Below are 22,071 nucleotides of genomic sequence, written 5' to 3'. Positions count from 1 at the left end.
CCACAACGGCGGGCCGCCCCGGCCCCGACCGGAACCGGGACAGCCCGCTGGCGCCGGCCGGTCAGGCCGCCTTGATTTCCTCGACCGCCGGATCGACGAGCTTGTATTTCATCTCGTTGGCCTCGGCGCGGAAGAACTGCATGTTCGCAAGCTCTTCCTCGGGGAAGCTGGTGGCGGCGCGCTCGGCATCGGTGAGATGCTGCGCCGCGTCCTTGTAGGTCGAGATGAAGCCCGACGCGCGCGACATCTCGGCTCCGATCTCACCCGAGCCCAGGATCGCGTCCAGGAACGTATAGGCATTGTCCGCATTGGGAGCGTTGTTGACGATGTTGTAGGTATAGACAAAGCCATAGCTGCCTTCCTGCGGGATCGACATGCCGACCGGGAAGCCATCGCTCATCAGCGCCGCGATCGGGCCGTTCCAGGCGCAGGCCAGCGCGATGTCCTGGTTCACGAACATCTGCTGCACCTCGGCGCCGCCGTCATAATACTTGCGCACCTTGGATTTGTTCGAGATCAGGAAATCGCGGGCCTCGCCCACGATGCGGGCGGCTTCGTCGGGGTTGTCGAGATAGGCGACCATGTTGCCGTCATACCCCATCTTGAGCATCACGATCGACAGCATGTCCTGCAGCACATAGGCGGTCTGACCAGCATATTTGTCCGAGAACAGGGTGTCCCAGGTCCGTGCCTCGTCCGGCGACACCAGGTCGGTGTTGTAGGCCAGCACCTCCATGCCCGACAGGATCGGCGCGCCCCATTTGCTGTCCTTGATCGTGGACCAGTCGCTTTCCGAGAAGACCGGGTTGATGTTGCCCCAGTTGGCCAGCCGCCCGGTATCCAGCGGCGCCAGCAATTCGCTGTCGATGAATTGCAGGAACCGGTGCCCCGCGACGGTGACGATATCGACGGTCGGGTTCGTGGCCTCGGCCACCAGCAGGTTGAACTGCTTGCCCTGGTCGTCGACCAGGCGGATGTTGACCTTGATCCCGGTTTCGTCCTCGAACTGTTTCTTGAAATCCTCGGGCACGAAATTGTTGTAGGTCCAGATGTTCACCTCGCCGCCCGCGGCGTGGGCGCGGCGCAGATAGGCGGGCGATGCCAGCGCCGCCCCGGTCATGGCCGCGGTTCCCAGGAACTTGCGGCGATTGTAGATGAGCTTGGTCATTTCGGTATCTCCCGTTGGGTTCTGGTTATCATTGCACCGCGTTCGTCGCGGCGGTCCGGTTCTCCGCGCCCGCATCCGGCAGGGACGGCAGCCGTCCCGCGCGCAGCGCATCACGCAGGTCTTCTAGGCTCATGCGGTCGAGCCCGATCGCGGGCAGCAGGTCGTTTTCGGCGGCGAAGTCGCGCCCGTACATGGCCGAAAAGATCTGCACGCCAGCCTCGTGCAGCAGCGCCGGCCGGCCGACCAGCCGGCCGAGCGCCGCGGTCACGGCCAACCCGAAGGGCACGTCTTCGGTCACATAGCGGCTGTCGGCGCTTGCCGGGCCGGTGCCGCCGCGCCCCTCGCGGTGTATCTGCCGGTTCATGTCGCTGATCGAGGCCACCGGAACATGGAACGACAGGTGAAAATGTTCGAATATGGTGCGGACCGTCAGGCCCAGTTCGGCGGCGATGGCCAGCCGCTCGGCGTCCAGCGCCTCGAGCAGCCGCCCGACATTGGGGGTCACGTTCGCCCCCTGCCCCCAGGTTTCGCCATGTTCCATCCGGGTCATGTTCGCCAGCGCGATACCCATGTGGTTCTGCGGGTTCAGGTTGGACAACGTGATCGCCAGCAGCCCGTCGCGCATCACGAACCGGTCGCCGAACAGGGCCGTGCACAGCGCCAGCCCGGCCGCGGTGTCCGCCTCGGGCAAGGTGCACAGATCGACCTGCGCGCGCACCGTGTTGACCTGCACCCGGTCCGGGCCGGTGCGCCGGCCGGTCACGGCGGTGGTGCCCCATGCGGTGATCGGTGCGACGATCCCCCGCGCGGCAAGCCGTTCGGCCAGGTAGAGCGCCCCGAACGAGGCATGGGAGGACATGATCACCGGCTGGCCCGCCCGCAGATGCGGCACCAGCGCATCCATCACCGCCCTGTGCCCGTAGCCCGGCACCGCGATCAGGATCACGTCATTGTCTTCGGCCAGCGCCCGGGCCGATGCCGCCACCGCCGGCGCAAAGGCGATCCCGACGGCACCGTCGGCGGTCAGCACGCGCCCCTCGCCCAACCCGGCGGTGCCCGCGCCCGAAGGCGACCACAGCATCGGGTCGTGGCCGTTCTGTTTCAGCAGCGCCGCACTGCCAAAGGCGACCGACCCGGCCCCGGCGATGCCCACGCGGATCGGCGCGCCGGTATCGGTGCCCATGGTCATGCCGACCCCTTTCTGACCGGATCGCCGAGGATATGCATCAGCCGGTTGGCCCAGCCGAACAGCGCCGAGGACAGGATCAGATCGAAGATCTCGGCATCGTCCAGCCCCGCGTCGCGCAGCGCCTGCATCTGCTCCGGTGTTGCCTCGGACGGGGTTTTCGCCAGCGCAAAGGCGAGATCGAAAATCGCCCGGTCGCGCGGCGACAGGTCGGCGTCCTCCCCCTTGGCGAACAGTTCGTCGGTGACGGTGGTGTCCTTTGCCAGCTGCGCGTGGCGCGCGGCATGGACGGCGGCGCAATAGATGCAGCGGTTGACCATCGAGGCCGCCAGCGCGCTCAGTTCGCGCTCGGCGCGGCTCATGCCGCCGCTGTCATACATGATCGCGTTGAAGAGCGGCGACCGCACCTTCAGCGTTTCGACATCATGGGCCAGCGTCAGGACATAGTCCGACACTTTCGTGTTCGACGGCGTGACCTGCAACGCGTCGAGCTGCGCCGGGGTCGCCTCGTCCAGCCTGACCGGCGCAACCCGAGGCCGCCAGTCGGGCACGTTGCGGGTGAACTTGCCGATCACATCGCTCATGCCACCGTCTCCTGCATCAGCTTCAGCCCGGCGATGACCCGGGCCTGGTAGGCCATGAAGGCGCTGATTTCGCAGAGCCGGACGATATCGGCATCCGATATGCCTGCCGCCTGCAACCCCGCCAGATCGGCGGCGGTCACGTCGCGCGGACAGACCGAAACACCGTCCATGAAGGCGCAGACCGCCCCCAACCCCTGCGCGGCACCGTCCTTGCCGGGGTCGGCCAGATCGGCAATGGCGGCATCGCCGATCATCGCCGAATACCGCGTCCCGAGATCGCTCAACCCGTTCTGCCGCGCGATCCGGGCGGCCAGCGCCGCGCGCAGGTCATGCGACCAGCCGCCGGTTTCCCGCGGGCACAACACCGCGTCCTCAGCGGCGCGGGTCATCTCGATCACGTTGGCGCGGCCCGCCATCACCGCCGCCAGACGATCACCGGGCGCGACACAGGACATCTCGGTCAGCGTAGTCCTCGCGATCCCGTCCCGGCTCATGCGACCGCCCCCTTGCCAGCGGCTGCCGCCACCGGTTCGGGCACCGCCGACGCGGTCCATTCGTCGCCCAGCAATTCAGGCGTTGCATAGTCCTGCAGCCCCTGCCAGTGGGCCGCGATATCTTCCTCGTAGAGCTTGGCCGACAGCGCGGTCGCCAGCCATTGCGCCCCATCGGACACGCCGGGAATATCGCCCGACACCTTTCCCAAACTCGCCGTCGCCCCGAAATTGAAGCAATAGACGTTTTCCAGCCAGGGGGCGGTTCCGGGCACCTTCTCGCGGAAACTGAAATCGCCGTTGAGATAGGGAAACAGGGCCAGTTCGCGGTTTTCTTCGCCCTCGGGCGGGGCATAGACATCCTGCCACAGCGCGATATCGCCGGCCGCCGCGCCGAACTCGGTCCGCGCCATCGGATCGGTGGCAAAGCCGGTGCCGAGGATCAGGAAATCGGTGTCCAGCACCTTGTCCTTGCCCAGTGACAGCCGCAGGCCGTCGCCGCTCTCCTCGACCCGCGTCACCGGGCAGTCGAAATGGAAATGGGCATTGTCATGTTGCGAGACCCGCAGCGTCGAGCCGCGCGGCGACGGGGTCTGGGTCACGAAGGAATAGTTCATGAACCGCCAGCGCCATTCGTCGGAGAGATCGCAATAGCCGGCGACGAAACCGAAACTGCCGATCCCCATCATCTTGTTGATCGTCGGCATTTCCGCCCGGCGGATCAGGTGGCGCACCTCGGCGGCGCCACGCTCCAGCGCCTCGGCGGCGTTGTCCACGGCCGATGCGCCCACGCCCACCACCGCGACCCGCCGCCCCCTCAGCGCGTCGAAATCGATGTCATCGGAGCTGTGCGCCCAGAACCGCCGCGACACCCCGTCCATGAAGCCGGGAATGTTCGGCACGCCGGTGCCGTCGCGCCCGGTCGCCATGATCAGCTTGCGGGTCAGGACCGAGGCCTCGGGCGCGCCGCTCAGGTGCAGCCGCAGCAGGTCGCCCTCGGGGTCGACCCGGTCGAGCGATACGCCGTTTTCAACCGGCACGCCCAGGGCCTTGCGATACCAGCGCAGGTAATCCATCCACATCGGCCGCGGGATCTTGTCCAGTTCCTCCCATGCCGCGGTGCCGAACTGTGCCCGGAACCACGCCTGAAAGGTCAGCGCGCCATGGCCATATGCCGGCCCGGTCAGCTGTTTCGGAGACCGCAGCGTGCGCATCCGGGCATAGGTCACCCACGGCCCTTCCCGGCCCTCGGGGCTGCGGTCGATCACGCGGATGCGCTCGATCCCGGCGGTCCGCAGCGCCAGCCACGTCACCAGACCGCACATGCCGCCGCCGACGATCACCACATCCGCGACCGGCTCGTCACCCTTGCGGCGTTCGGGAACCCAGGGCTTTCCCGGCCAGCACAGATAGTCCAGATCCTCGCGAAGGCGGGCCTCCAGCGCGGGCAGGCCGGCCCCGTCGATCGGCATGGCGGACGTCTCGTCTGGCATCTCAGGCTTTCCTTCGCGATGTTCCATCTGCGTCGAGGGGTTCCATGTCCCAAGACGGATGCAATTCGTCAACATGAAACTCATGTTTATGCACGGACCCGCCGGTCGGGGCATGATCCCCCGCCAGATCCCCCGCCAGATGCGGGTGATCGGACGGCAGGTCCGGATGGGCGTGCACGCGCTCGGCCGGGTCGTCGGCGGGCCAGGCCCGCAGCCCGGCGATCACCACGACCGCGCAGCCCGCGCCCAGCACCACCAGGGCGATGGCCGGATCCAGCGCGGCGCCCAGCCACCCGGCCAGCGGATAGGCCAGCAGCCAGCCGGCATGGGATAGTGAAAACTGCGCCGCGAACACCGCCGGCCGGTCGGCCTCGGCCGCCGATCGTGTCAGGACCAGCCCGCCGGGCGTCAGCACCAGCGTCGAGGCGGCGCCGAACCCGGCCCAGAGCAGCACCAGCCCGCCCACGGGCGGCGCCAGCAGGATCACCGGCGTCAGCAGCGCGAACCCCAGCCCGCCGGCCGCGATGAGGCTGCGTTCACTGAACCGCCGCAGCAACAGCGGCACCAGCGGGGCCATCAGCGCGGACCCGACGCCCAGCCCGCCCATCAGCCATGGGAAATAGGCCTCGGCATCGCCAAGCCGGGCACCGGCATAGACAACGCTGTTGACCAGGATCCAGGCCATCGCCAGCGACAGGCCCGCATTCATCAGGAACAGCCCGCGCAGGCGCGGCGTCCGGGCGTAGATATGCAGACCGCGCGTGGCGCGCGCCCAGAACCGGCCACGCGATCCGGTCTGCACCTGATCGGCGATGCGCGCCCGGACCAGCGCGGCCACCGAGCCGATGAAACAGAGCGCCGCCAGCGTGAACAGGAATTGCGAGGAAATCAGCACCAGCGCCACACCGACCAGAACCGGCGACAGCAGCGTTTCCAGCGTATAGGCCAGCCGCGACAGCGCCAGCGCCTGCGCATAGTCGGATTTCTCCGGCAGTATCGCCGGGATCAGGGCCTGAAACATCGGCGTGAACGCGGCCGAGGCGGCAAAGAAAACGAAGGTCAGCGCCGCGATCACCCCCCAACCCTCGACAAGGGCCATCGGCAGCAGCAGCAGCAGCCGGGCCAGATCGAGCCCGATCAGCGCCCGGCGCCGCGGCACCCGCGCCAGCGCGGCCTCGGCCAGCGGCGCGAGCCCCACATAGGCGATCATCTTGAGCGCAAAGATCAGCCCCAGCATCGGTCCCGCCGTTTCGGCCCCGCCGATCCGCCAGGCGCCTAGCGAAAGCGCCGCCGTCATCAGCCCGACACCCAGCAGCGACAGAACCTGCGCTGCAAAGAGCCAGCGGAAGGTGATGTTGCGTAGCGGCTGAATCATGCCGGGATCATCCTTGCAGGACCGGGCGCGGCAGCAGGCCGGGCATCGTCGAGGCCCGCAGGCTGGACGCTTTTTTCCGCGATTTCACCACTGATTTCATGCACCAAACGGTCATCATTCGATCACAGGATAGGGCGTGCCGGAACCTGTCGGCAAGACCGGCGGCCAGATGGTGGCTTGGAACCGGTCTGCTACGCGCCGATGATGCGAGCTTCCGATGCGATGTCGAACATTTCTCTTGAAGCTATAGTCGCTAGAGGGCGTAGCCTGCATTCGAATCAGGAAACCATTGGTGCCAGAATGTCCCAAACCGCCAAACACCCCGCCAACCTGACCTTTCGGGTCGAAGGCATGGATTGCGCAAGCTGCGCGGCCACGATCAAGACCGCTCTTTCGGGCATGACCGGCGTGGGCGATGTCGAGGTTTCGGTCGCGCGCGAACGCATGACACTGACCGCCAGTGACGACTTGGCCGGACAAAGAACCATCGAGAACACATTGAAAACCCTTGGCTATACCGCGACGCGCCTGCCGGATGCCGCCAATGATCCGGGGCCGCGCGGGCCCGATCACGCGGAACGGCCCCGGCGCCGCATCGCCGAACCGGGCCAGCACACCCAGATGTTCCGCATCGACGGCATGGATTGCGCGAGCTGCGCGTCCACCATCACCTCGGCACTGGCACCGCTGCCCGGCGTGGCCAATCCGGACGTGTCCATTGCCCGCGAGATTCTGACCATGGATCTGGATCAGGACCGCACCCCCATTGACGAGATCGAACGGATCGTCGGCCAGCTCGGCTTTACCGCGACGCATGTTTCCGATGAAACGCCGGGCGCCCGGACACCCGGCGCGCAAGACAATCCGTGGTGGCGCAAGCCGCGCGGCCTGCACCTGCTGGCCAGCCTCGCCCTATGTGCCGCCGGTCTTGCGCTGACGAGGATCGCACCGGCGTTCGAGGCCCATGTCTTTACCGCCATCGCCCTGTTCGCGATCTTCCCGATTGCCCGGCGCGCCCTTGCCGCGGCCCGGCTCGGCGCGGTTTTCACCATCCAGATGCTGATGACCATCGCCGCGATCGGCGCCATCCTGATCGGCGAACAGCTCGAGGCGCTGGCGGTCGTCGTCCTGTTCATGATCGGTGAACTGCTCGAGGGTCTGGCAGCCGAAAAGGCGCGGTCGGGCATCAAGGCGCTGGGCCGGCTGCTGCCGCGCGATGCGCGCGTCGACGATGACGGGACGATCCGGCAGATCCCGGCCGACAGCCTGCGGATCGGCCAGGTCGTCGTCGCGCGTCCCGGCGACCGGATCGCGGCGGATGGCGAGATCGTCGACGGGATCTCCAGCGTCGATGAATCCCCAGTGACCGGCGAAAGCGTGCCGGTGACGAAATCCGCGGGCGACGCCGTGTTCGCGGGAACGGTCAACCATGACGCCACGCTACGCATACGCGTCAGCCGCGCCCCCGAAGACAACACCATCGCCCGCATCATCGCCCTGGTCGAGAACGCGCAGGATGCCCGCGCGCCCACCGAACGGTTCATCGAGCGGTTTTCCCGGATCTACATGCCGGTCGTCCTGCTGATCGCGCTCGCCGTGGTGATCGTGCCACCGCTGACCGGCCTCGGCACATGGGAGACATGGATCTATCGCGGGCTGGCTCTGCTGCTGATCGGCTGCCCCTGTGCGCTGGTGATCTCGGTGCCTGCGGCCATTGCCTCCAGCCTGTCGGCGGGTGCGCGGCACGGCATCCTGATCAAGGGCGGCGCGGTGGTCGAGAACATCGCCCGGACCGGCCGGGTGGTGTTCGACAAGACCGGCACGCTGACCGAAGGCCGACCGGTCGTGACCGACATCGTCGCCGTGGACGGGGACGACGCCGCGCTGCTGGCGCTCGCGACCGCTATCGAACGCGAATCCTCGCACCCTCTGGCCAATGCGATCACCGCCGCCGCCGAGACGCGCGGGATCGCCGCCCCTGCCGGTGACAGCGTGCATATCGTGCCCGGCAAGGGCATGGCGGGGCGGGTCGCGGGGCGTGCCGTGTTCATCGGCGCGCCGCGCTTTGCCGCCGATCACGCGCCGCTGGCGGACGACCTGTCAGGCCGGATCGGGGCGCTCGAGCGTGAGGGCAAGACAGTTGCGGTCGTTGTCGCCGACGGCGCGGTTGCGGGCCTGATCGCCCTGCGCGACGAGCCCCGCCAGGATGCCCGCGCGGGTCTCGCCGATCTCAAGGCCGCCGGTGTCTCGGCGCTGATGATGACCGGTGACAATGCCCGCACCGCCAGCGCCATAGCCGGTGACCTGGGCATCGAAGCGGTCGCGGAAATGCTGCCCGAGGAAAAGGCGGGGCGCGTCCGCGAACTGGCCCGCGCGGAAACGGTCATCATGGTCGGCGATGGCGTGAACGACGCCCCTGCCCTGGCCGAGGCCACCGTCGGCGTTGCCATCGGCTCCGGGACCGATGTCGCGATGGAGGCCGCCGATGCCGCGCTGATGCGCAACGTGATCGGCGATGTCGCCCGCATGATCGGCCTGTCCCGCGCTACGATGAGAAACGTGCGCCAGAACGTGGTCATCGCGCTGGGTCTGAAGGCGGTGTTCCTCGTCACCACGGTGACCGGCCTGTCGGGCCTGTGGATGGCGGTGCTGGCCGATACCGGCGCGACGGTGCTGGTGACCCTGAACGCGATGCGGCTTCTCGGTTTCCTGGGCCGGCGCGGCGACTGAACCACGCTGCCCCGCCGCGCGATCAGCCGGCGGGGCCGTCACCGGGCCGGGCCGGGGCCACACGGCCATGATCGGTCGTGCATTCCGCGTGATTGGCCAGCACCTCGATCACCCGGCAATCGCAGACGCGACCCTGCCGGCATTCGGAGACCATGCGTTCCAGCTCGTGCTGCAACAGCGTCAGCTGGTGGATCCTGGCCCGGATCGCCTCGAGATGGGTCCGGGCGATACTGTCGGCGGCGTGACAGGATTGCAGTGGCCGCTCCGACATCTCCAGCAGGTCGCGAATGCTGTCGAGATCGAAGCCCAGATCGCGGGCATGGCGGATGAATTTCAGGCGGTCCAGATCGACGGCTCCGTATCGGCGCTGGTTGCCCGCATTGCGCGGCACTTCGGGGATCAGCCCGATCTTTTCGTAATACCGGATCGTCGGCACCTTGATCTCGGATCGCCGGGACAACTCCCCGATGGACAGGTTCATGGCACATACTCCCGCTGCGGCAGGGTCTACCTAGGTATCGCGCCGCCCCGTCTCAACCGGTGATCGACGCGCACCGACGCGCCCCGACGACACCGACCCCAAATCAGGCCTTGATGTCATGGACACGGCCCCGGCCCGCCGGCGCGTCCGCTCATGCAGCGGCGGCGTGATGCCGGAGGGTTGCCGGTCGGGTAGCCGAAGCGCGATCGGCAAAGAAAAAGGCCGCGCTGGGCGCGGCCTTCTGATCTCTGGGATCCGGGGCCCAGATCACTTGATCTTGCCTTCCTTGTATTCGACATGCTTGCGGACAACGGGATCGTATTTCCGCACGACCATCTTTTCGGTCATGGTGCGCGCGTTTTTCTTGGTCACATAGAAGTGGCCGGTGCCCGCGGTCGAATTCAGGCGGATCTTGATGGTGGTCGGCTTCGCCATTCGTCTTCTCCGTCGCGCGGGCGGCATACGCCACCCGTGAAATCACTGAAGCCCGCCTTTTACCCGTGCGTTGGCCCGAGTCAACAGCAATTCTAGAGCCGGATCGCCTCGAGCACCTGCGGTTCGATCACATCGACCCCCGGCAGGCCGTCCGCCAGCACCTGCGCCGATTGTTCGAGGATCGGGAAGGTTCGGTAGTGACCGGGGATCACGGTCGAGAAGTTGAAATACTTCTTCGCCGCCCAGGCCGCGGCCTTCATGTCCATGGTGAAATGGCCGCCCGCCGACAGGATACCCACGTCCGGCGCGTAATATTCGCCCATCCATGCCATGTCCGCCATGATGTCGGTATCCCCCGACGCATAGACCGTGCGCCCCTCGGCACGCAGCATGTAGCCCACCTCGGACCCGCCGGTGCGCAGCCCCTCGGGCGTCGAGAAGGTCGAACTGTGCGAGGCTGGCACCATGCTCACCGCCACGCCGCCCAGATCGATGGTGCCGCCCTTGTTGAAGCCGACGGTTTCGATGCCTTCGGTTTCCGACCAGAGCCCCATCAGGTCATATTGCCCCGCCACCGGCACGCCCAGTTTCCGCGCCAGCGGCAGCACGTCGATCACATGGTCGAAATGCGCATGGGTCAGCAGGATATGGGTCGCCCCCTCGACGGCCTCGGCGTGCCGGTCCTCGGGCAGCAGCGGGTTGCCGGTCAGCCAGGGGTCGATCAGCAGCACCTGCCCCGCGGTTTCGATGCGGAAACTGCCGTGACCCAGCCAGACGATGTTCATGGTCATCTCCTCTTCTGTCCATGCCCGACGACCCTAGCACCGGGGGGGCGAATTGCCACCTCGAACGGGGCGGTTTTCCAGCTCAGGCTTGCGGGGCGACCGGCGCGGAGGTAAATGCCCGTGACAGCCGTCAGAGACACCGACGAGAGGTTTTCATGTCGATCGACACTAGCACCGCCGCCAAGGTGGCGAAACTGGCCCGGATCCGGGTCGAGCAGGACGCGCTGCCGGCACTGGCGGAGGAATTCAACACCATCCTCGGCTTTATCGAACAGCTCAACGAGGTCGATATCGACGGCGTCGAGCCGATGACCAGCGTGACCCCGCAGCGGCTCAAGCGCCGCGCCGACGTTGTGAATGACGGCAACCAGCCGGAGAAGGTGCTGTCCAACGCGCCGGATGCCCGCGAAGGGTTCTTCGCCGTCCCCAAGGTGGTCGAGTGACCCGCCGCCCCGCCCAGGAAAGACGACTGACATGACCGAACTGAACCGACTGGGGCTGGCCGAGGCCCGCGACGCGCTCCGCAAGGGTGAAACCACATCGCGCGAACTGACCGAGGCCTGCCTGGCCGCCATCGAGACCGCCGGCGCGCTGAACGCGTTTGCGCACAAGACGCCCGAGATCGCGCTGGAACGCGCCGCCGCCGCCGATGCGCGCCTGAAAGGGTCCGGTGAGACCCCCGCCATGTGCGGCCTGCCGATCGGCATCAAAGACCTGTTCTGCACGCGCGGCGTGCCGTCCCAGGCCGCCAGCCGCATTCTCGAAGGGTTCCGGCCGGAATACGAATCGACCGTGTCGCAGAACCTCGCCGACGCGGGGGCCGTGATGCTCGGCAAGCTGAACATGGACGAGTTCGCGATGGGATCGTCGAACGAGACCTCGGCCTATGGCAACGCGGTGAACCCGTGGCGGCGCGGCAATGACGACACGCCGCTGACGCCGGGCGGCTCGTCGGGCGGCTCGGCTTCGGCGGTCGCCGCCGATCTGTGTCTGGCCGCGACCGGCACCGATACCGGCGGCTCGATCCGCCAGCCCGCGGCCTTTACCGGCACGGTGGGGATCAAGCCGACCTACGGGCGGTGTTCGCGCTGGGGGATCGTGGCCTTTGCATCCTCGCTGGACCAGGCCGGGCCGATGACGAAATCCGTGCGCGACGCGGCAATCATGCTGGGCGCGATGGCCGGGCACGACCCTCGGGATTCGACCAGCGCCGACCTACCCGTGCCCGATTTCGAGGCGGCGCTGACCGGCGATATCCGCGGCAGAAAAATCGGCATCCCGCGCGAATACCGCATGGACGGCATGCCCGACGAGATCGAGGCGCTGTGGGCGCGCGGCCGCGAGATGATGCAGGATGCCGGCGCCGAGATCGTCGATATCTCGCTGCCGCACACGAAATACGCGCTGCCGGCCTATTATGTGATCGCCCCGGCCGAGGCCTCGTCGAACCTCGCGCGCTATGACGGGGTGCGCTATGGCCACCGGGCCCGGCTGGCACAGGGCGACGGCATCACCGAGATGTACGAGAAGACCCGCGCCGAGGGGTTCGGCCACGAGGTGCAGCGCCGGGTGATGATCGGCACCTATGTGCTGTCGGCGGGGTTCTACGACGCCTATTACAACCGCGCCCGCCGAGTCCGCACGCTGATCAAGCGCGATTTCGAGGAGGTGTTCGCGCAGGGTGTGGACGCGATCCTGACCCCGGCCACGCCGTCGGCGGCTTTCGGGCTGGGCGAGATGACCGATGCCGACCCGGTGGCGATGTATCTCAACGACGTGTTCACCGTGACCGTGAACCTCGCCGGGCTTCCCGGCGTGGCGGTGCCCGCGGGGCTGGACCGGCAGGGGTTGCCGCTGGGCCTGCAGCTGATCGGCAAACCGTGGGAGGAAGGCGACCTGCTCAACGCCGCCTTTGCACTGGAACACGCCGCCGGGTTCGACGCCCGGCCGGGCAACTGGTGGCAGGGCTGACGCGATGCGCCCTGCCCTTTCTGCCCTTCCTGCCCTGACCGCCCTTGCCGCGCTGACCGCCCTGTCGGCCTGTGCGCCGCAGATACCGGGTGGCCAGCCCGAAAATTATTTCGGCTCGCCCAAGGTGCTGGACGCGCAGCTGGCCGGAGGCACGGACGGGCAGCCCCTGCCCCTGCCCGCCGCGATCGCCACGCAACCGCTGCCCGCCGGGACCGCCGCGCCCGAAGACGACATCGCGGCCGCCACCGCCGCCGCGCTGGCATCGACCGAGACCACCGCGACGGCGACCTCGGCCCCGGTGTCGACTGCGGGGATCTCGGACGAGAACAGCTTTTCCGCGGTCAGGACACGCGAATCGATCGAAAGCGATGCCGAACGGCTGGCCCGATACCGCGCGCAATACGAGGCCGTCGAACCCACCGCCGTGCCCGTGCGCCCCGCCGGTGTCGGGCCCAACATCGTCGCCTATGCGCTGTCGCAGACCAACCCGCGCGGCACGCGGATCTACAGCCGGTCCGGCCTCAGCCTCGCCGGCGGCTCGCAGCGCAACTGCAACCGCTTCTCATCGCCCGACCAGGCGCAGATCGCGTTCCTCGAGGCGGGCGGCCCGCAGCGGGACCGCCAGAACCTCGACCCCGATGGCGACGGCTATGCCTGCAGCTGGGATCCCGCGCCGTTTCGCCAGGCGGTGCAGAACTGACCCCGATCCGGCATCCGTCCCCCAGTTTCGGCGACCGCCGGGACGGGCTGAAACCGTCGCTCATCGTGCTGCACTACACGGCGATGGACAGCGCGAGCGCCGCGCTCGACCGGCTCTGCGATCCCGCCATCGAGGTGTCGGCGCATTACCTGATCGGCGGCGATGGCACGATCTGGCAGATGGTGGACGAGGCCAAGCGCGCCTGGCACGCGGGCGCCGGTGAATGGCGCGGGCTGGAGGACATCAACTCGCGCTCGATCGGGATCGAACTGGACAATCGCGGCGACCATCCGTTTTCGGAACCGCAGATGGCCGCCCTCGAAGACCTGTTGCGCGACGTGATGCAGCGGCATCGTATCGGCCCCGCAGGCGTGATCGGCCATTCGGACATGGCGCCGGGGCGCAAACACGATCCCGGCCCCCGATTCGACTGGACCCGGCTGGCCCGGCAGGGGCTGGCGCTGAGGCCCGCTCCGGCCCGGGACCATGCCCAAAACCCGGCCCATACCCCCGATCCCGCCCCGTTCCGCGCCCTGGCCCGCGCCGCCGGTTACACTGCCCCCTGTTCGGATGCCGATTTGCTGGCGGCGGTGCGCCTGCGCCTGCGCCCCCATGCGTGCGGCCCGCTCGATGACGCGGACATGGCGGCCCTGGCCGGGTTCGGCCAGGCCGGTCGCCGTTGACGCGGCGGCCCGCAGCGCCTAAGCCGATGCCGCGCGGAGGGCCGGACGGCCGCTTGGCCGGTTCGCCGGCCGGGAGGAAAGTCCGGACTCCCTGAAGCAGCGGTGCCGGGTAACGCCCGGGCGGGGCAACCCGACGGAGAGCGCCACAGAGAACAGACCGCCCCGGCATGGCGGAGGTTCGCCTCCGGCAGGTCCGGGGCAAGGGTGAAACGGTGGAGTAAGAGCCCACCGCGCCCCCGGCAACGGGGGCGGCATGGCAAGCCCCACCGGGAGCAATGCCGAATAGGACCCCCGCGCGGGACCGGTCCCTTCGGGGAAACCGCCGCTAGGCTCGCTTCAGCCGAGAGGGGTCGGGTTGGCAGCACGAGCCGCACAGCGATGCGCGGCCCAGATGAATGGTCGTCGCCGGGGGCAACCCCGGAACAGAATCCGGCTTACAGGCCCTCCGCGCATGACATCCACGGCCCGTCCCGCCGTGCCGGGTCACCTGCGCGTGGCAAAGAACGCCCTGAGCAGGGCCGCGGCCTCGTCGCCCGCGATCCCGTCGTAGATCTCGGGCCGGTGATGCGCCTGCGGATGCGTGAACACCCGCGCGCCATGGGCAACGCCGCCCGATTTGGGATCAGCCGCGCCATAATAGAGCCGGCCGATCCGGGCCGCGGCAATGGCGGCGGCGCACATCGCGCAGGGTTCCAGCGTCACATAGAGGGCATGCCCCGCCAGCCGTTCCGACCCGGCTGCGGCACAGGCCGCGCGAATCGCCAGCAATTCCGCATGGGCGGTCGGATCGTTCAACTCGCGGGTGCGGTTCCCGGCAGCGGCCACGACACCGCCGTCCGGGGCCACGATCACCGCGCCCACCGGCACCTCGCCGCGTTCGGCGGCGGCCCGCGCCTCGGCCAGCGCCTGATCCATATGCGATCGGAACATCGCCTCACCCTGCCGCCCCGCCCGCCCTTTCGCAAGCCCGCGCGATGGTCTATGGGCGGGGCATGACCACGACCGACAATCCCGGCGACCGGATCGCCAAGGTGCTGGCACGGGCTGGCGTCGCCTCGCGCCGCGAGGCGGAACGCATGATCGCGGCCGGCCGGGTCACGGTCAATGGCCGCACCATCGAAAGCCCGGCCCTGAACGTCACCGCGTCGGACCGGATCACGGTGGACGGCGCCCCGCTGGCCGAGGCCGAGCCGCCGCGGCTCTGGCTCTATCACAAACCCGCCGGTCTGGTGACGACGGCCCGCGACGAACATGGCCGCGACACCGTTTTCGACGCGCTGCCCGCCGACATGCCGCGGGTGATGAGCGTGGGCCGGCTCGACCTCAACTCCGAAGGGTTGCTGCTGCTGACCAATGACGGCGGCATCAAGCGGCAGCTGGAACTGCCGTCGACCGGATGGCTGCGCCGCTACCGGGTGCGGCTGCACGGCCGCCCGACCGACACCGATTTCGACCCGCTGCGGCGCGGCATCGAGGTCGAAGGCATCCGGTTCCAGCCGATGCAGGTGACGCTCGACCGCCAGCAGGGCGCCAATGCCTGGGTGACCGTGGCGCTGCGCGAAGGCCGTAACCGCGAAGTGCGCCGCGCGATGGAGGCGCTGGGGTTCACGGTGAACCGGCTGATCCGGGTCAGCTACGGGCCGTTCCAGCTCGGCCAGCTGAAACCGGGCGAGGTCGAGGAACTGCGCCGCAAGGTGGTTCGGGACCAGCTGGGTCTGGACGATGCCGACACGACCGGGACGGCGAAACCTGCCCCCAAACGGCGCCCACGCCGCCGCCCGCCGGGGAAACATTGATCGCAGCCTCGCCTTTTTCCCTAGCCAGACCCCTGCCCTTGGCCTAGTCTGGCCGGGCGAACGTATCACGGCAATCGGTGACCGGAAGAAACACGGCATGGCGCGCTCGGGGCTTCAGAAAGTAGCGTATATCGCTTTGATTCTGCTGCTGTTCGGCATCACATCCGGCTGGCTGGGGGGGCTTTGACGCTATGGCGCAACGCTATGGCGGCAAATACAGCCCGGACGGCGCCGGCACCCGATCGGACTCTCCTGCCGCACGACCGCCCGCCCGCGGACAGTTCGATGGCGCGCGGGCCGACCCGGCCGGGCTGCGGGTCAACCTGCTGTTCCTGCCGCCGATCCTGCTGCTGTTCCTGTCGCTGAACGATGGCGCGACCGGGCTGGCGCTGGGGGGTATCGGTGCCGCGATGCTGGCAGGCGGCGCGTTTCTCACCCGCGAAGGCCTGCGCGCCGAGGCGGCCTGGGCCGCGCGCAAGGTCGCCCGCCGCCCCGCCTTTCCGCGCAAGATCGCCGGCAGCCTGCTGACCGGCGCCGGGGCCGCGCTAGCCGCCTGGCTGACCGAACCGGGGATCCTGGCGCCCGCGCTCTACGGCGCGGCGGCAACCGTGCTGCATCTGCTGTCCTTCGGCATCGACCCGATGCGCGACAAGGGCATGGAAGGCATCGACACCTTCCAGCAGGACCGCGTGGCCCGTGTCGTGGACGAGGCCGAGGAAAAGCTGACCGAGATGCGGGATGCGGCGAAACGCGCCGCCGACCGCGAGGTGATGGCGCGGGTCGAACGGTTCCAGGTCGCCGCCCGTGACCTGTTCCGCACCGTCGAAGAGGATCCGCGCGATCTGACGGCGGCCCGGAAATACATGACCGTCTATCTGCTGGGCGCCCGCGACGCGACGGTGAAATTCGCCGATATCTACAGCCGCAGCCGCGACGCGCAGGCCAAGACCGACTACCTGTCGCTGCTCGATGATCTGGAACAGAATTTTGCCGCCCGCACGCGCAAGCTGCTGCTCGACGACCGCAGCGACCTGACGGTGGAAATCGATGTGCTGCGCGACCGGTTGCAGCGCGAAGGCGTGCGGCTGGACCCGTCCGCCGAAACAACAGAAAGGTAACAGCCCATGTCCGACGACGTTCGCAAGAAGGCCGAGGAAAGCACGCAGCTGGTGGAACAGGTGAGCGCGATCTCGCTGCCCGAGCCGAAATCCGAAGTGGTGCCGCTGGCGCAGGCGGACGCGGCCGTCAGCGCCGAGATCCGCCGCCGCATGGACGAGATCGACATGGGCAATACCGGCTCGATCGTCGGGTTCGGCTCCTCCGCGCAGACCGAGCTGCAGGAAATCAGCCAGGCGATGCTGGCGGATGTGCGCAACAAGGATGTCGGCCCCGCCGGTGACAGCCTGCGCGATATCGTCACCACGATCCGCGGTTTCTCGGTCAGCGAACTGGACGTGAGGCGCGAACGCAGCTGGTGGGAACGGCTGCTGGGCCGCGCGGCACCCTTTGCCAAGTTCACGGCCCGTTTCGAAGAGGTGCAGGGCCAGATCGACCGCATCACCGACCAGTTGCTGGGCCACGAACACACGCTGCTCAAGGACATCAAGTCGCTCGACCTGCTCTATGACAAGACGCTGGGCTTCTACGACGAACTGGCGCTCTACATCGCGGCGGGCGAAGCCAAGCTGGCCGAGCTGGACGGCAATGACATTCCGGCCAAGGAGGCCGAGGTGCAGGCCGCACCAGAGGGCGAGCAGGTGATGAAGGCGCAGGAACTGCGCGACCTGCGGGCCGCGCGCGACGACCTGGAACGCCGCGTGCACGACCTCAAGCTGACCCGCCAGGTCACCATGCAGTCGCTGCCGTCGATCCGGCTCGTCCAGGAAAACGACAAGTCGCTGGTGACCAAGATCAACTCGACGCTGGTGAACACCGTGCCGCTCTGGGAAACCCAGCTGGCGCAGGCGGTCACGATCCAGCGCAGCAGCGAGGCCGCCGCCGCCGTGCGCGACGCCAATGACCTGACCAACGAGTTGCTGACCTCGAACGCCGCCAATCTGCGCGAAAGCAACAAGATGATCCGCCAGGAAATGGAACGCGGCGTGTTCGACATCGAAGCGGTGAAACAGGCCAATGCCGACCTGATCGGCACGATCCAGGAATCGTTGCAGATCGCCGACGAAGGCAAGGCCAAGCGGGCGGCCGCCGAGGAGGAACTGAAGAAGATGGAAGCTGAACTGCGCGACACCCTGGCCGCCGCCAAGGCCCGCCGCGACGGTGTCGGGGACAATTCCGGCACCGCGGTCCCCGGCTGAGACATGGCGCGGCAGGATCAGATCCTGCGTCGCGTCCTGCGGCCCGCGCCTGCCCTGGCGCTGTTGCTGCTGGCCGGCTGCGATCTTTTCATGCCGCAAACATCGCCCCATCCCCGCGCCCGGCCGTCGGGGCTGGGGCCGCCGCCGGTCGTCACGGCCCCGCCCCGCTCGGTCGAAAGCGCCGAACTGGTCGTCTATTATGGGCTGGTGGCCGAAAACCTGCAGGCCGAGGGCAAGCTGCGCACCGATGATGGCGCCGACATTCCCGTCGATGCGGCAACGCTGGCGCAGAACTTCGAGCGTATCGCCTTTTATGAGGAACACACGCGCGGCCGGCCCGGCGGCCCCAGCCCGCTGAGCCGGTGGGCGGGCCCGGTGCGGATCGGAACCGAGTTCGGCCCCAGCGTACAGGCCCGCGCCCGCGAACATGACCAGCGCGAGGTCGAAACCTTCACGCGGCGGCTGGCCGGGCTCACCGGCCATTCGATCACCAACGTGTCGCGCAATGCCAATCTCATCGTTTTCTTCGCCAGCCTCGACGATGCCGATTTCCTGCAGTCACGGCTGACCCGGCTGGTGCCCGGCATCACCGATGCCGAACGCGCCGTGTTCCGCGACCTGCCCCGGTCCTATTATTGCCTCGTGCTGGCGATGTCCGCGGCCACCGATCCCTATGTCTATGACCGCGCCGTGGTGCTGGTGCGGGCCGAGCACCCGCGGCTGGTGCGGTCGGCCTGTATCCACGAGGAAATCGCGCAGGGGCTCGGGCTGCCAAATGACAGCCCCCAGGCGCGGCCGTCGATCTTCAATGACGACGATGAATTCGCGCTGCTGACACATCATGATGAAATGCTGTTGCAGATGCTCTATGACGACCGCCTGCAGCCGGGCATGACCGCGGACGATGCGCGCCACATCGTGCGCAGGATGGCGGATGAACTGGTCGGCCCCCGCGGCTGAGACCCAATCGACAATACCGAGGAAGACCACATGGGCATATTCGATTTTCTGAGCGGCGAGTTCATCGACGTGATCCACTGGGTGGACGACACCCGCGACACCATGGTCTGGCGGTTCGAACGCGAGGGGCATGAAATCAAATATGGCGCCAAGCTGACCGTGCGCGAAGGCCAGGCGGCGGTGTTCGTGCATGAGGGCCAGATCGCCGACGTGTTCACGCCGGGTCTCTACATGCTGGAAACCAACAACATGCCGGTGCTGACCACGCTTCAGCACTGGGATCACGGGTTCCGGTCGCCGTTCAAATCCGAGATCTATTTCGTCAACACGACCCGGTTCAACGATCTCAAATGGGGCACCAAGAACCCGGTCATCTGCCGCGATCCCGAATTCGGACCGGTCCGCATCCGCGCCTTTGGCACCTATACGATCCGGATCAGCGATCCGGCGCGGTTCCTGGTCGAGATCGTCGGCACCGACGGCGAATTCACGATGGACGAGATCAGTTTCCAGATCCGCAACATCATCGTGCAGGAGTTTTCCCGCGTGATCGCGTCGTCCGGCATTCCCGTGCTCGACATGGCCGCCAACACCGCCGATCTGGGCAAGCTGATCGTGGCGCAGGTGTCGCCCGTGCTCGACAGTTACGGGCTGGCGATGCCGGAATTCTACATCGAGAACATTTCGATGCCGCCGGCGGTCGAGGCCGCGCTGGACAAACGCACCTCGATGGGGCTGGCCGGCGATCTCGGGCGTTTCACGCAATATTCCGCCGCCGAGGCGATGACGGCCGCGGCACGCAACCCGTCGGGCGGCGGAATGGCCGCCGGGCTGGGTGCCGGAATGGGCATGGCGATGGCGCAGCAGATGGCATCGCCCCAGGCCGGCCCCTGGGGCGCCCATCCCGCGCAGGCCGCCCCGCCGCCGCCACCGGTGGTCGAACATGTCTGGCACATCGCGGCGGACGGCCAGTCGCAAGGGCCATTTTCCAAGGCCCGGCTGGGCCGGATGGTCGCCGGAGGCGACGTGACCCGCGACACCTATGTGTGGACGCCGGGACAGGACGGATGGAAACCCGCGGGCGACGTGCAGGAACTGGCCCAGCTCTTTACCATCCTGCCGCCGCCGCCGCCCGGCACATAGTCCGGTCGCCATGCCGGTGACCACCGAGGAACACCGTTTCCCCTGCGACACCTGCGGGGGCGACTACCGGTTCGACCCCGCGCAGGGGGCGCTGGTCTGCGCCCATTGCGGACAGGTCCAGCAGGTGGCCTCCGGCCCGTGGCAGGGCGGCCGGCTGCGCGAGATCGATTTCGACGCCGCCGTCGCCGATCGGCTGCCCGAAACCGAGATCGAGGAAACCCGGGTCATCACCTGCCCCAACTGCGCCGCGCAGGTCGAGTTCGACCCCGACACCCATGCGGCCGAATGCCCGTTCTGCGCGACCCCCGTCGTCACCGACACCGGCACCCACCGCCACATCAAACCGCGCGGCATCCTGCCCTTTGCGCTGACCGAAGCTCACGCGCATGAGGCGATGGGCAACTGGCTGGGCCGATTGTGGTTCGCGCCCTCGGGCCTGAAACGCTATGCCCGCAAGGGGCGCCGGATGCAGGGGATCTATGTTCCCTACTGGACCTTCGATGCGCGCACGCGGTCGAATTATCAGGGCGACCGGGGAACGATCTACTACGAGACCCGCATCGTCATCCAGAACGGCAGGCGCGTGCGCCAGCAGGTTCCAAAGATCAAATGGAGCCGGACCTCCGGGCGGGTCGCGCGTTCCTTCGACGATATTCTGGTGCTGGCCTCGCAGTCGCTGCCAAAGGTCTATACCGACGCGCTGCAGCCCTGGGACCTGCCGGCGCTCGAACCCTACCAACCGGAGTTCCTCGCCGGGTTCCGCGCCGAGGCCTATACGGTCGAGCTTGGCCACGGCTACACCGAGGCGCGCGATGTCATGGGCCGGGTGATCGAACGCGACGTACGGTTCGATATCGGCGGCGACCGCCAGCGCATCCTCGCCATCGACACCGAGGTGAGCAACGTGACCTTCAAGCATATCCTGCTGCCGATCTGGCTGGCCGCCTACAAGTATCGGGGCAAGACCTACCGTTTCGTGGTCAACGGCCGCACCGGGCAGGTTCAGGGCGAACGCCCCTATTCCACCCTGAAGATCGTGCTGGCGATCATCGCCGGGCTGTTCATTGCGGCGATGTTCGGGGCCCTTGCCTCGGGCGGCGGCTGACACCGGCTGCAGGGCGTCTGTGGTCGCGGTTGGCGATCCGCAGCACCCGGTGTCAGCGTGTCAGCACCAGCGCGCCGCCGCCGATCTCGATCCGGCCCCAGCGTTGCAGATAGGACATGCCCAGCAGCGACTCGTCCATCTCGCCTTCGTTCACCGCGGCGGGCACGCCCCGGTCGCGGATCGGACCCAGAGCGATGTCGTCCAGCACCACCGGCGCGGTGCGGACGGTGCCATTGGCCGTGTTGGCCCGCCCGCTATAGGCCAGGTCACCGGGGGCGATCCCGACGCGCTCGGCATCTCGCCGGGTCAGCACCACCTGCGAGGCGCCGGTATCGATCATGAACCTGACCGGCGTGCCATTGACCTCGAGCGTCAGGTAGTAGTGGCCATCGCGGGCGCGCGGCACCTCGACCCGGTTGCCCTCGGTCACGGTCGCCAGGCTGGGTTGCACGGTTCCCCGGATGTCGTCCCACAGACCGATCGCCGCGATCGTGCCCAGGAAGATCAGCCCCCAGGCAATCGCCTGCTGGGCGAGCCTGCCCAGGTTGCGGCGGTTCTGGACAAAGGCCCAGGACAGCAGCACCGCCCCCAGCAGGAGCAGATAGACCAGGTTACCGATTTCGATATTGCTCATGGCGTTCCCGCAGTGCCGACATGGTCCCGATATGGG

The 22,071-nt window shown here is 67.8% G+C and carries 22 protein-coding genes and 1 other RNA gene; 12 read left to right on the top strand and 11 right to left on the bottom strand.

Annotation, left to right across the window (positions count from 1 at the left end):
• Positions 1 to 61: 61 nt before the first annotated feature.
• Genes C6Y53_RS18145 through C6Y53_RS18120 form a run of 6 tightly spaced genes read right to left on the bottom strand, consistent with a single transcriptional unit; the run spans position 62 to position 6,297 of the window.
• The gene (locus C6Y53_RS18145; RefSeq protein ID WP_106473705.1) at positions 62 to 1,168 is read right to left on the bottom strand and encodes an ABC transporter substrate-binding protein; all 1,107 of its coding nucleotides are present in this window, start codon (positions 1,166 to 1,168) and stop codon (positions 62 to 64) included.
• Between the two features lie 28 nt (positions 1,169 to 1,196).
• Positions 1,197 to 2,357 carry an NAD/NADP-dependent octopine/nopaline dehydrogenase family protein gene (locus C6Y53_RS18140; RefSeq protein ID WP_244614884.1) on the bottom strand — a complete coding sequence of 387 codons (1,161 nt, stop codon included), beginning with the start codon at positions 2,355 to 2,357 and terminating at the stop codon, positions 1,197 to 1,199.
• On the bottom strand, positions 2,354 to 2,938 hold the full coding sequence (locus C6Y53_RS18135; protein ID WP_106473703.1) for a peroxidase-related enzyme: 585 nt from the start codon (positions 2,936 to 2,938) through the stop codon (positions 2,354 to 2,356). The genes C6Y53_RS18140 and C6Y53_RS18135 overlap by 4 nt, the downstream gene beginning before the upstream one ends.
• Positions 2,935 to 3,432, bottom strand: coding sequence for a hypothetical protein (locus tag C6Y53_RS18130; RefSeq protein ID WP_244614883.1), 498 nt, complete (start codon positions 3,430 to 3,432; stop codon positions 2,935 to 2,937). Before C6Y53_RS18130 ends, C6Y53_RS18135 begins: the two co-directional genes overlap by 4 nt.
• On the bottom strand, positions 3,429 to 4,922 hold the full coding sequence (locus C6Y53_RS18125) for an NAD(P)-binding domain-containing protein (RefSeq protein ID WP_106473701.1): 1,494 nt from the start codon (positions 4,920 to 4,922) through the stop codon (positions 3,429 to 3,431). Before C6Y53_RS18125 ends, C6Y53_RS18130 begins: the two co-directional genes overlap by 4 nt.
• A 1-nt stretch (position 4,923) precedes the next feature.
• Positions 4,924 to 6,297 (bottom strand): MFS transporter, encoded by a 1,374-nt coding sequence (locus tag C6Y53_RS18120; protein ID WP_106473700.1) that lies wholly within the window; start codon positions 6,295 to 6,297, stop codon positions 4,924 to 4,926.
• A gap of 300 nt (positions 6,298 to 6,597) precedes the next feature.
• Here C6Y53_RS18120 and C6Y53_RS18115 point away from each other — a divergent pair, with 300 nt between their 5' ends.
• Positions 6,598 to 9,027 (top strand): heavy metal translocating P-type ATPase, encoded by a 2,430-nt coding sequence (locus C6Y53_RS18115; RefSeq protein WP_106473699.1) that lies wholly within the window; start codon positions 6,598 to 6,600, stop codon positions 9,025 to 9,027.
• 22 nt (positions 9,028 to 9,049) lie between these two features.
• Here the strand turns inward: C6Y53_RS18115 and C6Y53_RS18110 are convergent, their stop codons facing one another.
• The 3 genes from C6Y53_RS18110 to C6Y53_RS18100 all read right to left on the bottom strand — a co-directional run bounded on the left by C6Y53_RS18110 (position 9,050) and on the right by C6Y53_RS18100 (position 10,728).
• Positions 9,050 to 9,508 carry a MerR family transcriptional regulator gene (locus C6Y53_RS18110; RefSeq protein ID WP_106473698.1) on the bottom strand — a complete coding sequence of 153 codons (459 nt, stop codon included), beginning with the start codon at positions 9,506 to 9,508 and terminating at the stop codon, positions 9,050 to 9,052.
• Between the two features lie 267 nt (positions 9,509 to 9,775).
• On the bottom strand, positions 9,776 to 9,943 hold the full coding sequence (gene rpmG / locus C6Y53_RS18105) for a 50S ribosomal protein L33 (protein ID WP_007814563.1): 168 nt from the start codon (positions 9,941 to 9,943) through the stop codon (positions 9,776 to 9,778).
• 92 nt (positions 9,944 to 10,035) lie between these two features.
• Positions 10,036 to 10,728 carry a metal-dependent hydrolase gene (locus C6Y53_RS18100; protein WP_106474191.1) on the bottom strand — a complete coding sequence of 231 codons (693 nt, stop codon included), beginning with the start codon at positions 10,726 to 10,728 and terminating at the stop codon, positions 10,036 to 10,038.
• A 155-nt stretch (positions 10,729 to 10,883) separates the two neighbouring features.
• Between C6Y53_RS18100 and gatC the strand changes: the two genes are divergently transcribed.
• The 5 genes from gatC (at position 10,884) to rnpB (ending at position 14,535) form a co-directional block, all read left to right on the top strand.
• Entirely contained in the window at positions 10,884 to 11,171 is a 288-nt protein-coding gene (gatC, locus tag C6Y53_RS18095; protein ID WP_106473697.1) for an Asp-tRNA(Asn)/Glu-tRNA(Gln) amidotransferase subunit GatC, read from the top strand.
• Between the two features lie 31 nt (positions 11,172 to 11,202).
• Positions 11,203 to 12,699, top strand: a complete 1,497-nt coding sequence (gene gatA / locus C6Y53_RS18090) for an Asp-tRNA(Asn)/Glu-tRNA(Gln) amidotransferase subunit GatA (protein ID WP_106473696.1) — start codon at positions 11,203 to 11,205, stop codon at positions 12,697 to 12,699.
• A 4-nt stretch (positions 12,700 to 12,703) separates the two neighbouring features.
• Positions 12,704 to 13,399: a hypothetical protein gene (locus C6Y53_RS18085; protein WP_106473695.1), complete on the top strand. Its 696-nt coding sequence runs from the start codon at positions 12,704 to 12,706 to the stop codon at positions 13,397 to 13,399.
• 65 nt (positions 13,400 to 13,464) lie between these two features.
• Positions 13,465 to 14,082, top strand: coding sequence for an N-acetylmuramoyl-L-alanine amidase (locus C6Y53_RS18080; RefSeq protein ID WP_244614882.1), 618 nt, complete (start codon positions 13,465 to 13,467; stop codon positions 14,080 to 14,082).
• 33 nt (positions 14,083 to 14,115) lie between these two features.
• Positions 14,116 to 14,535, top strand: an RNA gene (rnpB, locus tag C6Y53_RS18075) — RNase P RNA component class A.
• Between the two features lie 30 nt (positions 14,536 to 14,565).
• Here the strand turns inward: rnpB and C6Y53_RS18070 are convergent.
• On the bottom strand, positions 14,566 to 15,012 hold the full coding sequence (locus tag C6Y53_RS18070) for a nucleoside deaminase (protein ID WP_106473693.1): 447 nt from the start codon (positions 15,010 to 15,012) through the stop codon (positions 14,566 to 14,568).
• 44 nt (positions 15,013 to 15,056) lie between these two features.
• Here C6Y53_RS18070 and C6Y53_RS18065 point away from each other — a divergent pair, with 44 nt between their 5' ends.
• The 6 genes from C6Y53_RS18065 to C6Y53_RS18040 all read left to right on the top strand — a co-directional run bounded on the left by C6Y53_RS18065 (position 15,057) and on the right by C6Y53_RS18040 (position 21,401).
• Complete coding sequence (locus C6Y53_RS18065; protein ID WP_244614881.1) at positions 15,057 to 15,878, top strand: pseudouridine synthase; 822 nt, start codon at positions 15,057 to 15,059, stop codon at positions 15,876 to 15,878.
• Between the two features lie 191 nt (positions 15,879 to 16,069).
• Complete coding sequence (locus C6Y53_RS18060) at positions 16,070 to 16,996, top strand: 5-bromo-4-chloroindolyl phosphate hydrolysis family protein (RefSeq protein ID WP_106473692.1); 927 nt, start codon at positions 16,070 to 16,072, stop codon at positions 16,994 to 16,996.
• Positions 16,997 to 17,002: 6 nt separating this feature from the next.
• Positions 17,003 to 18,193, top strand: a complete 1,191-nt coding sequence (locus tag C6Y53_RS18055; RefSeq protein WP_106473691.1) for a toxic anion resistance protein — start codon at positions 17,003 to 17,005, stop codon at positions 18,191 to 18,193.
• A 3-nt stretch (positions 18,194 to 18,196) separates the two neighbouring features.
• Positions 18,197 to 19,153, top strand: coding sequence for a DUF2927 domain-containing protein (locus C6Y53_RS18050; protein WP_211299423.1), 957 nt, complete (start codon positions 18,197 to 18,199; stop codon positions 19,151 to 19,153).
• 30 nt (positions 19,154 to 19,183) lie between these two features.
• The gene (locus C6Y53_RS18045) at positions 19,184 to 20,296 is read left to right on the top strand and encodes an SPFH domain-containing protein (protein ID WP_106473690.1); all 1,113 of its coding nucleotides are present in this window, start codon (positions 19,184 to 19,186) and stop codon (positions 20,294 to 20,296) included.
• Positions 20,297 to 20,306: 10 nt separating this feature from the next.
• Positions 20,307 to 21,401 carry a TFIIB-type zinc finger domain-containing protein gene (locus C6Y53_RS18040; protein ID WP_106473689.1) on the top strand — a complete coding sequence of 365 codons (1,095 nt, stop codon included), beginning with the start codon at positions 20,307 to 20,309 and terminating at the stop codon, positions 21,399 to 21,401.
• A 52-nt stretch (positions 21,402 to 21,453) separates the two neighbouring features.
• Here the strand turns inward: C6Y53_RS18040 and C6Y53_RS18035 are convergent, their stop codons facing one another.
• Positions 21,454 to 22,035, bottom strand: a complete 582-nt coding sequence (locus C6Y53_RS18035) for a retropepsin-like aspartic protease family protein (protein WP_106473688.1) — start codon at positions 22,033 to 22,035, stop codon at positions 21,454 to 21,456.
• Positions 22,036 to 22,071: the final 36 nt, after the last annotated feature.

The organism is Pukyongiella litopenaei (assembly GCF_003008555.2).
Lineage (GTDB): Bacteria > Pseudomonadota > Alphaproteobacteria > Rhodobacterales > Rhodobacteraceae > Pukyongiella > Pukyongiella litopenaei.
The sequence above is the reverse complement of the archived record's forward strand: the minus strand, read 5'-3'. Positions and strand labels throughout refer to the sequence as shown.